The sequence below is a fragment of the Bacteroidales bacterium genome (assembly GCA_014860585.1).
In the GTDB taxonomy this organism is placed as follows: Bacteria; Bacteroidota; Bacteroidia; order Bacteroidales; family 4484-276; genus RZYY01.
The window spans coordinates 1-12,252 of record JACZJL010000055.1 but is presented as its reverse complement, the minus strand read 5'-3'; the positions used below and the strand labels follow the sequence as shown (position 1 = coordinate 12,252).

The 12,252-nt window shown below is 43.9% G+C and carries 3 protein-coding genes; all 3 read left to right on the top strand.

Annotated elements, in window-relative coordinates; all coding sequences use genetic code 11:
• Positions 1-1,509: HYR domain-containing protein (locus IH598_06305; GenBank protein ID MBE0638109.1), on the top strand; the 1,509-nt coding region annotated here is incomplete at its 5' end.
• Positions 1,510-1,818: 309 nt separating this feature from the next.
• Positions 1,819-10,899 carry a PKD domain-containing protein gene (locus IH598_06300; protein ID MBE0638108.1) on the top strand — a complete coding sequence of 3,027 codons (9,081 nt, stop codon included), beginning with the start codon at positions 1,819-1,821 and terminating at the stop codon, positions 10,897-10,899.
• Between the two features lie 185 nt (positions 10,900-11,084).
• Positions 11,085-12,252, top strand: a 1,168-nt coding sequence (locus IH598_06295) for a hypothetical protein (protein MBE0638107.1), incomplete at its 3' end; no start/stop codon positions are given.

Genomic DNA, 12,252 nt, shown 5'->3' with positions numbered 1-12,252 from the left:
GATAACTGTGAAATAGAATCCATCACCGGAAGTCACCAGCCCGGCGACTTTTTCCCTGTTGGTGAAACCGATGTAACCTATACCGCCACTGATGTTCATGGCAATCAGGGCTTTTCAGGATTCAGAATCACTGTGATTGATATTGAACCTCCTGAGATATCACAATTACCAGATATTGTTGCCGAAAGTGAACCTGGAATGGGTGGCGCCACGATATATTGGGACTCGCCTGCTATTGCTGACAATTGTGAAATTGAATCTTTAATCAGCAACTTCATGTCCGGTGATTTCTTTCCCATTGGCACAACTGAAGTAGTTTACACCGCTACAGATGCAAATGGTAATTCCGGCTATTCCGGTTTTAGTATTACAGTTTTGGATGCTGCATCCTATATCATCAACATCAATGAAGGCTGGAGTGGAATTTCATCGTATTTTGTCCCGGATGTCCCGGATATCGAAACAATGTTCAGTTCTATTACTGACGAGCTGGTCATTTTGTATAATTTCTCAGGTACATATTGGCCTTCAGTTCCAATAAATACCCTTGAGGAATGGGATTTTTACAGCGGTTATGTGATCAAAGTGACTGACGATGTTATCCTAACAGTAACTGGTTATGAAATAGCAGATAAAACAGTTAATATTTCAGAAGGATGGAATCTCATTCCGGTGTTCAGTAATGAACCATCAATGTCTATTTTAGGAGGCTTGCCCGGATTTGTAATAGCTAAAGGTGTGGCCAGTCCCGAGATAATATGGCCTGAATATAACATAAATACGATGCCTTTCCTCCTTACCGGTAAAGCGTATTATGTGTATACAACCCAGGCAGGATCAATAACCTATTCTGGCGGATCAAAAGAGTATATTCACGGAAATTCTGAAATTTTACCGGTTACACCATGGAATAAAGTGATTTTAACTCCTTACACACACCTGGTAGCATTCAATCCGGAAAGCTTGAAGCCTCTGCAGCCGGGTGATTTGATCGCAGCCTTTAACCAGGAGGGGTTCTGCAGCGGTGTGGTTGAAATTTCCACACTTAAGAATTCTCAAATCCTCATACTGAATGGCGACGATCCAACTACCGAAACCATCGAAGGGTATCTGGAAGGAGAACCCATTGCTTTGAAATGTTACCGTCAAAACACTGGTGAAATATTTGAGGTTGAAGTAAAATGGGAAGAATATCTGAACCACTCAGGGCTTTTTGAAACCCATGGACTGTCGGCAATTAAAGAGGTCAATACCACCAGTACCGGAATATTGACTAATTCATCAGGCCGCTTAATGATCTATCCTAATCCCACCAGGGGAACTTTCACCATCGAAGGGTTAAAAGGTGAAGCCGATGTGATGGTGATCAATCTACTGGGAGATGAAGTTTATCATCAAAATACAAATCTCCCGGCTGAAATTGATCTTTCAGATCAGCCAAAAAGTATCTATTTTATCCATATTGAATGCAGCAACAAAATGTTCATTGAAAAGCTGATCATCAAATGACCCATTGAGTAGCTCAGGTGAACCGTCTTCTGAGCATAAGTAGCTGGAGATAGCATAAAACCCCCGGTCGTCCGCTAACGTAAATCTCTGATGGAAGGCCGGGGGTTTTTGCTTTTTCACCCACATGGGCGATAATAGCGTCTGGTAAAACGATTTTTATGACTGTCGAAAACCAACATCAAAATTTTAAAGCACACAATATGAATTAGTTAAATCATATTTTTCAGATTTGGTACATCCGTTGCAGTCCATAATTTCAGGATATGTAAAAGCAAACAAATGAAATTTGAAACCTAAAACCCAAAGAAAATGAAATCATTACTACGCTCTCCAAAAAAGTCCATAGCCAAATGTGCTGCATTGGCTTGTTTGATAGCTGTGGCCACCGGAAAAGTGATTGCCGGTGTAGATGTTGTTTCTTCCTCAGAAAACGAGCTGAGGGTGAAGGCAAATATTCCACTACTAAAAATTACAGAACAAAAATTTGCTGACGGTATCACTTATCAGGTAATTTTGGCGCCTGGTTCAGGACAGGTTGAGGTTGGTAAGCCCGATCTGCCGGTTTTTGGCAACTGGATCCTAGCACCCAACGGGAAAGAAATCTCATTGATCGTGAATCAGGGTCAGCCGGTCATCTATCAAAACATTAGCCTGCCACCGGTTCTACCTGATGAAAACGACAACCAAAGTGCCTCTTCACCTCAATTCATCCGGGACGAAAGAATATTCGGCACAGATGCGGACTTTCCTGGTGTTTTTTCTTTTGCAGAGCCTGTAAAATACAGCCGTGGCCAGCCACTGACGATGCTCTGGGTGTATCCGTATCAATACAACCCGGTGAGGAAAACACTGACTGTTTATCCAGAACTTGAGATAACTGTTCATTTTACTGGAGATTCAAAAACGATTCCTTCCAACCTTCAGCATCCCATTAATGACCAATTACTTAGATCTATTTCGGTTAATGGAGAGGAAATACTATCCGTTAGGAAAGAATCCGGAGATTGGGACACAAAGTCAAATGAAATGGGATGTGAAATGCTAATCATTACCCACTCCAATTTTAAAAGCGCTGCGGATACACTTGCCTTATGGAAAAACAAGCGGGGCATTAGAACAAAAGTAATGAGTGTAAATACACAAAGCTGCCTTGTCATAAAGGATTCGATTAATAAAGCAGAAAACACATTCAATCCTGCACCGTATTATCTCCTCTTTATCGGTGATGCAGAGTTCATACCAACCTGGCATGTGAATACACACCATGCAATTTTATCGCACCCTGATCAAGGTCGCATTGGAACTGATTGGTTTTATGCTGACCAACAATACCAGGATTATTTTCAGGTAAGTGATTATGTGCCGGATTATAGCTATGGAAGGCTATCTGTAGATACAAAAGCTCAGGCAGATAGTCTTGTTGCAAGAATAATTAGTTATGAAAAGAACCCTCCTTCAAATGACTTGTACTATTACACAGCTTTAGCAGCCTCATATTTTCAGGATGATAATCATGATAGTATTGCTGATCGTCGTTTTGCAAGAACAGCTGAGAATGTTAAAGACTTCCTTGATAGCAAAGGTTTTGTTGTAAATCGAGCTTATACAACAAATTCTCCTTACCCAAAATATTGGTCAGATAGTACAAAGTACCTCATGGGAGAAGATGCATTAAAGGAGGAAATTCCAAATTATTTGAAAAAAGATCATGATTTTCCCTGGAATGGTAACAAAAATATGATTAAAAGCGAAATAATTGATGGGAGATTTTTAGTCCTTCATCGTGATCATGGAAGCCGAGATGGATGGGATCATCCAGAGTTTCGTAATGGCGATGTTGATGCATTGAGTAACGGAAATAAACGACCAATTATTTGGTCAATCAATTGTCAAACCGGTTGGTTTGACAATGAAAAAGATGATTGTGGAAGCACTACTGGTAACGAAAGTGAATCGTTTGCAGAACACTGGCTTAGGCACCAAACCGGCGGATCATGCGGGGTGTTGGCAGCTACCCGAATAAGTGGTTCAATTATCAATAATTGGTTCGTGTGGGGGTTGATGGATGGGATATGGCCAAATTTCATTGATACACTTGACACTGTCACATTTGGCAATTCGACATGTTTTTATCGAATGGGAGATGATATCAATTATGCTAAATCATTTTTAAAGCATAAATTTATCGGAGATTTATCAACAACATCAACAAACACAATGGATACTACAAACAGATATGAGTCGGAGATTCAAATTTATCATTGGTTTGGCGATCCCACAATGGAAATCTGGACTGAGGAGCCATCCAATATTACTTCAGTCGAACCCACAGATGCTTTGGTCAAAGGTGCAGATAAAATTTCAGTCAAGGTGACCATCAACGAGCCTGATCCGGAAGAATTTACGGTTGCCGTCTATTCCGATCAACTGCAGAAGTTACTTGGTTTTAGCACTACCGATAACGAAGGCGTCGCCATTATTGCGCTAAATGCCAAACTGATAAAAGGCGATCAGATTCGTCTTTTGGCCACCAAACATAATTACATCCCTAAGGAAAAGCTGATATTGGTCGGAGAGGGAGAATCGGGGTTTATCACGGAGAACCGGACATGGGATAATGATACGATTAAAATAGTCGGAAATATCACCGTTGAAAAAGACATCACCCTTACGATTGAAGAAGGTGTTTATGTCCAGTTCATGGGTCATTACCATATCAATGTTTACGGGCAGTTGCTGGCAGTTGGAACTGAAACAGATTCGATTACCTTCAGGCCTGATGACACTGATACCGGCTGGCATGGTATCCGCTTTTTCGATACAGACCTGACTAGCCAGAGTGCGTCAAAACTCCATTATTGTGATTTATCCTTTGGAAAAGCGGAATGGCTGATCTCTACTTACCAGGGATGTGGAGGGGCGGTTTGCTGTGTTAATTCGTCCGGAGTAGAGGTCGCGCACTGTGATATCTATTCAAATCAAGCTGCTGTCGGAGGGGGGATTTATTGCAATAATTCGGACATTACCATCAGGCATTCATTAATCCATGAAAACACCGCTGATAGTGGCGGCGGAATGAGTTTAATGAATTCCAGCCCTATAATTTATAATGTATCGATTTTCAGCAACTCCGCCGATGAAAATGGTGGTGGTTTACTTTGCTACGAAAAATCAGATCCTATGATTGGGAAATCTGCCGTAGAAGCTAACCAGGCTAAAAATGGAGGTGGTATTTACCTTGAAGGTTATGTCACCAATTATCCCCAACCGGTGTTGGACAGTGTTTGGATAAAAAGTAATGATGCTTTGGAGCGCGGAGGGGGTATATATTCGCTCAACCAAAGTAGTCCGGTTCTATCAAGGAGTCTGCTGGTCGGAAATTCAGCCGGTAAGTACGGAGGAGCGGTTTACAGTCAGTATTCCTCCGTCAAGATGATGAATGCAACAGTCAGCCAGAACCAGGCAGATTCATCTGGTGGTGGGTTCTATTGTTATTACTTTGCCGGTGTTGATCTTAAAAACTGCATTGTTTATAACAACTCAAATGGTGAAATCATCAGGGTAAATTATCCCTCCTATTCGAGTGTTATTTATTCTGATATCAGGGGTGGCTTCACCGGAACGGGGAATATTGACAGCGACCCTCTTTTCCATTCCCTCACCGGCGACTCGGCTTATTATCTCTCCATCAACTCCCCATGCCTTGATGTTGGGGATCCTTTATCTCCTCATGATCCCGATGGTTCAAGAGCTGATATGGGCGCATTTTATTTCGACCATGAACCGGCAACTTTTTACCCGCCAACAGCCAATTTCAAAGCAGATACAACGTATGGTTATTATCCCAAAACAATAGCATTTACCGACCTATCCCAAAAAGGATCGGGACAGATCAATAAGTGGTTCTGGGATTTCGGTGATTATTCCTACGATACTTTACAACACCCCAGCCATCTCTATAGCAGTGGCGGAACTTACACCGTTTCGCTTGTCGTTCAGGACACCAATAGCATCAAAGATACCATCATCAGGCAAAATTACATTACCCTCGTGGCCGCTCCGCCAGTTGCAGAATTTACTGCGGATACTACGGAATGGTACAAACCCGTAACAGTTGACTTTACGGATCAATCGACACAAGGGAATGGAACAATCAACCAATGGAGCTGGGATTTTGGAGATAGTTCACAAAGCACTGATCAGAATCCGTCGCATACCTATCCCAATGTGGGGCTTTACACAGTGAAACTGACGGTGACTGACAGCAACGATTCAACAGACACAAAAATCAAAACGGATTATATCAATGTGTTAAAAGGAACCTACATTCCGGGCGGCTTTGTAAGTGGAACCTGGAACCTGGAAGATGCCCCGTATGTCATTGGTGGTGAAATAACTGTTGCAAATGGCCAGTCATTGGCCATTGATCCGGGTGTGGAGGTGATCTTCCTCGGACATCATAAATTTGTTATCAATGGTCACCTCGATGCACTGGGGACTGAAAGTGATACGATTGTATTTACAGCCAAAAACAAAACCATGGGCTGGCATGGGTTGCGGTTTATCAATTCCATAAATTCCCAACTCTCCTATTGCAAAATCACCGATGGAAAAGCGGAAGGTCCAACCACACAGGACTCATGCGGCGGCGGAATTTTGGTTTATAATTCAGAAATTAACCTGAATAACTGCCTGATCAACAACAATTTTGCCCGGAAAAACGGTGGCGGTATCTGTAACTTATTGGCGGATATCCACCTGAACAATTGTGTAATAGAGGAGAATAAAGCAGCTAAAGATGGCGGAGGAATTCATTCCTTCAACTCCGGAATGGATGGCTTTTCAAATATGATAAGCCGGAATGAAGCCGAAAATGGCGGCGGTTTCTTCCTGGATGGAACCTCTAATTCTCATGCCAATTTCACAGAGATAACCATCCAGGAAAATCTGGCTTTTATTTCAGGAGGTGGCGCTTATTGCAACTCGTTGACCTGGTTAACCCTGCAACAAAGTGCAATTGCACAAAACAAAACCCATCTTGGGCATGGCGGCGGTGTTTATCTTGCAGAAAGCAGTTCTCCGACCTTCACTGGCGTTGAGATAGAAAGCAACCAGGCTGCTGCCAGAGGTGGCGGGATTTATTTTAACGGCGCAGTTGTGCCTGTTTTTAATAACATAAGCATCACGTACAATAGCGCAGGGAGCGGTGGCGGGATTTATTTCAAAGGATTTTCCGATCCCAACATCTGGCTCACAGGAATTCCTGTCACCATGAACTCGGCCATGCATGGTGGAGGTTTGTATTTCTATAATTCCATCGGGCCAACCTTAATGGATGTTCAGGTTACCGGCAATACAGCAGCTGGCGAAAATGCCTTTGGTGGCGGGATTTACTTCAATCAATCCAGTCCGGCTGTCATGAACACTACAATCCGGCTGAACAGTGCATTCAGCTACCAGGTGGCCTGTGGGGGTGGATTGTATTTGTACAATTCTTCAAATCCGCAAATCAGTTGGTGCCAGATCAGCAACAACACGTCCAATGGAAGATCTAACTCAGGTGGAGGCGGCATTTTTTGCGATGTTAACAGTAATCCATCCATAACCAGAACAAGTATTTTCGGAAATATCGTGTCGTGCGAAGAATCTCCGCCTTTAGGAGGAGGTCTATACTGTTCCGGTGCATCAGCACCAACCCTGAAGCATGTTACGATAACCCAAAACGATGCGATTGCCGGTGCCGGTGGGGCTGTTTTTAGTAACGGTACCAATACGCACCCGGTAGTAAAAAACAGCATTTTATGGGATAATTCACCACAGGAAATAGCAAGTGCAGGTAGTGGCTCTTTCAGCGCTTCCTGGTCCGACATCGAAGGGGGATGGGCTGGAATAGGAAATATCAACCTTAATCCCATTTTCGAAGATCCCTATTATTGGGATTATCATCTGGGGTGGCCAAATTACCCTGTATCAACAGCAAAATCGCCCTGTATCGATGCTGCCGATCCTTCTTCACCGGCCGACCCAGATGGCACTTGCGCTGATATGGGTGTATTTTACTTCGACCAGACCATCCTACCCGAAACCTATGATTTCGGCGATTGTCCCGATCCATTCTATCCAACACTACTGATTAATAACGGTGCAAGGCACCTGATTGATCCGGAGGTATACCTGGGCAGCCTGATCGACGCAGATACTGAGGGGCAGCCCGATGCAACTGCACAAGGTGACGATAACGACGGTGTCAACGATGATGATGGCGTGCTCTTCAGTTCGCCATGGATAAGAGGGGAAAATGCACAAATGACCGTTACCGCTTCAGTCGGAGGCTATTTCAATGCCTGGTGCGACTGGAACGCCGATGGAGACTGGTATGATGCCGGTGAACAACTTTTCGATGACCAACCCATTGTTGCAGGTGGACATTCCCTCAGCATTACGGTTCCTGCAACTGCAGCCCTGGATACAACCTATTGCCGGTTCCGTTTCAATACAATCGGCGGACTTGAATTCGATGGATTAGCGAATGACGGGGAAGTGGAAGATTATTATGTAATTATTGTTGATGAAACGTTTGCAGACTATGCCATCTGGCCATTTGACGAAAACCAGGGCACGATTGCACATGACATTACCGGCAACAATAACCACGGCACGATTACCAATCCATCCTGGACTCAGGGATTTTACGGCAATGCACTCTATTACAACGGGAGCAGCACCTTTGTCACCGTTCCCCACTCGTCAAGTCTCAACATCACATCCCCCTTTTCGATACAGGCCTGGATTAAAGCTTCGGGTACTTCGAATTACTATGCCATTGTGGATAAATATACCTACAACGCAGCCGGCAGCAGCGGATTTTCCCTCTACCTCAGCTCGGGTAAACTAAGGCTTTCCATCTATGCCGGATCAAGCGGCAATGGCGATGTTTTCGGATCTACAGATCTGAGGGACAATACTTTTCACCATGTCTTTGCCTCATGGGATGGGAGCTACATGAGATTATTTGTTGATGGGCAGCCACAGGGAACTTCTACATGGTCCAATGCACCGGCATCAACCACGGCAAATCTTGGCATCGGACGACGGTTGAGTGGTTGGGGAGGATATATGAACTTCATGGGTGTTATTGACGAGGTGAAAATCAATGCCGATCCTTACCTTCATTTTGATTTTGGAGATGCTCCGGATCCGCAATACCAGACGGTGATGGCCAGCAATGGTGCACGTCATTTAATCAATCCGGCAATATTTCTTGGAATGAGGGTGGATACCGAAGCTGACGGTTTACCAGACGGTCAGGCAATCGGAGATGATTTTGCAGGATTTGATGATGAGGATGGGGTTTTCTTCAGTTCGATGATTACCCCGGGCAAAACGTCCTGTCTGCAGGTTGATGCTTCCTACCCCGGAAAACTATCTGCCTGGATAGACTTCAACGCCGATGGCGACTGGTACGATGGCGGTGAGCAAATCTTTTTCAATCAAAACCTTGATCCCGGCAATAATCATCTTTCCTTCGTTGTGCCTCACAGTGCTATTCCCGGACATACTTTCGCCCGATTCCGTTACAGTACGTTGGACATAAACAGTATTGAAGGAATTGCCCTGAATGGCGAGGTGGAAGATTACAGGATCGAAATTCGTGGAAGTACACCCGATTGGTATGATGGTTTTGAAGATTATGCCATCCATTCGGATATTGTTGGCCAGGGAAATTGGGAAATGTGGGGTACAGTGGCTTCGTCGCCCTCTGCCAGTGTAACCAGCGAAAACAGTCTTTATGGGGATCAGTCCGTCAAAATCCTTGGAAGTACGAACTTAACCGGAGATGATATTTTGCAACAATTTGCGGGCTGCGAAACCGGTCAATGGGAAATTTCTGCATGGCAGTACATCCCGGGAAATGCAAGTGGGGGTTCAACCTATTTCATCCTGCTGAACCAGTATGATTGTGAAGGCATTGACTGCAACTGGTCAACACAGGTCAGGTTTAACCCGGATCAAAATATTGTTACCAGCGAGTTTGACGGAAACAGTGTCCCTTTGCAGAAAAACCTCTGGGTAAAGATCATGGTGTTGATTGACCTTGACAATGACAGCCAGTCGGTCTATTACGACGATCAACTGCTCGTAACAAAAAGCTGGACAAATGGAGTGAGTGGTGGCGGATCGCTGAATATTGCCGCGGTCAACCTGTTTTCCGGAGACCTGGAAAATGCTTATGTTTACTATGATGAGATCAGCCTCGCGCCCTTATCCGCACAAACAGTGGATTTGGCTGCAGGCTGGAGCGGTATCTCTTCCTGTCTTGAGCCAATGAACAGCAGTATTGAAACCCTCATGAGCCCGGTAGTTAATGAGTTGGAGATTATGTACAATTTCTCGGGATTGTACTGGCCTGGTCAGAATCTGAACACACTCCTGGACTGGAACATTTTCTCAGGGTACGTCGTCAAAATGAATCAGGATGCCAGTCTGTTTATTCATGGCAGGGAGTTACAGCAATCCACGCTCTACCTGAATCCCGGCTGGAACCTCATCCCGGTTTGGCGCCAGATGGACGCCATGACAGCATTGGGAAATATTCCGGGTTTTGTTGTGGCCAAAGGGGTAGCAAATACCGAAATCCTGTGGCCGGATTATAACATCAATACTATGGGAGAAATGAAACTGGGAAAGGCTTATTTTGCATTCACCACATCAGCAGGCGTCCTTAACTTTTTCAAAAGCAGTGCTTCAAACCAGGTCATTCCAGCACCTCCAATCATTTCCACACCATGGAATGAAGTCAAAATGACCCCTGTGAGCCACCTTGTTGCTTTCAGCCCCGAAAGTTTGAAAGGATTGCAGACAGGTGATATTATCGCAGCCTTTAACCAGAACGGGTTCTGTAGCGGAGTAGGTAAAATTTCCACACTTAAGAATTCTCAAGTCCTTATCCTGAATGGCGACGATCCAACCACAGAAACCATTGAGGGCTTTACCGAAGGCGAGCCAGTTAGCTGGAAATGTTATCGTCAGTCAACCGGCGAAGTATTTGACCTCGAAATAACCTGTGAAGAAAGCCTCAGCCATTCAGGATTGTTTGAAACCCATGGCTTGTCGGCCATTATTGAGATTGAATTTTCACCTTTGTATATTGCTTATACTAATGGATCTGTTACCACGGTTAGCCCCAATCCAACCTCCGGATATATCAGCATCACCGGGCTGACGGAGATAGCGGACATCCAGATTCTGGATTTATTGGGAAATGTGTTATTCTCTCAATCTGTGTACCTGCCGGCAGGGATAGATCTCTCGACCCTGCCCAAAGGAATCTGCATTCTCATTATGAAATCCGAAAAAAAAGTGTTTACTAAAAAGTTGATTATCAACTAAATCCAGTGCTGCAAATTCACCTTAAAGTAATTCTCTTTTATATGGATTTGCAGAACCAGATCTCAGCAATGATTAGCTGAAATCCGATTAAATTACTTCTATTTTGCTTTATCATTTCACTTCTTTAAACTCTTTTAATGTCTTGTAATCCATTTATTTAGCTATTAACATTAACAAACATCGTCATGAAAAGCAAATCAATTTTTCAGATAATTACAGCGGTTTTCCTGTGTATACCGCTGATTGTGGTTTGTCAGTTGCCGGATATCAGGTTAACTGAAAAGCCTGGCAAAGCAATTATGAATTTACCAGACGGTAAAAGCCTGCTATATGAACAATCATCTGTTCCTTCAAATGAGGGCGCTGTATCAAGCCAGGAATTCCCGGATTACCCCTCATATTCTACGCAGGCTACCGATGATTTTTTCGTTCCCGAAGGCCAGACCTGGGTGATTGAGGAAATATCTGTTTTGGGACAATACAGCAGTGGTGGAGGACCATCCCAAATGGCTAATCTTTTTATTTTGCAAAATAATCCTGTTGGTAACGAGCCGGGAGAGCCCTTTACCGAGTATATGGACTTTCCCGTAATTTCTACACCAGAAGGTAATTTGCATTTTGATTTACTAAACGCCCCGGGATTTGGACCTTTGGTTTTGAATCCTGGTCATTACTGGATAAGTATCCAGCCAGATATGGCTTATGAACCTTATGGGCAGTGGTATTGGAATAAACAGGAATCGCCGACTTTAAACCAGGAATTCTATTGGAGAAATCCGGGAGGAGGTTTTGGAATAGGTTGTATTGATTGGACTGCTGCCTCATTGGTTCCCTGGGGACAACCTGTGGAGGATTTGAATCTTTCTTTCAGTCTGTTTGGAAACTACACAAGTGTGATTTTGTGCCCGATAGTATTTGCAGGTAATGATGCTACGATTATGGCTGGAAATTCCTATTTTACTGGTGATGCCTATGCAATGAATTTCTCTGAGTTAATGTGGAACAGCACAGGAAATGGTACTTTTTCTGATCCACTTGTCTTGAATAGTTGGTATGATCCCTGGCTTGGGGATTTATTGAATCCATCAGTTCTTGAATTGTGCCTCACAGCCTTACCGATACCTCCCTGCATGGAAATTGTCACTGATTGTATGACATTAACCATCATCCCTGGTCCCATTGTAGTCGGCTCTGTGGCTGATATGTATGGCAATCCGGTTCCCGAGGATGCCATTTACATTGAGGCCAATCCATGGTGTTTCCCCTCTGACATTCTTTCTACAGAAAATGGCGGGATCATTTATAGGATAGAGAATGGGCAGGGTTTTTATGAGTTCAACTACACCATGTTTG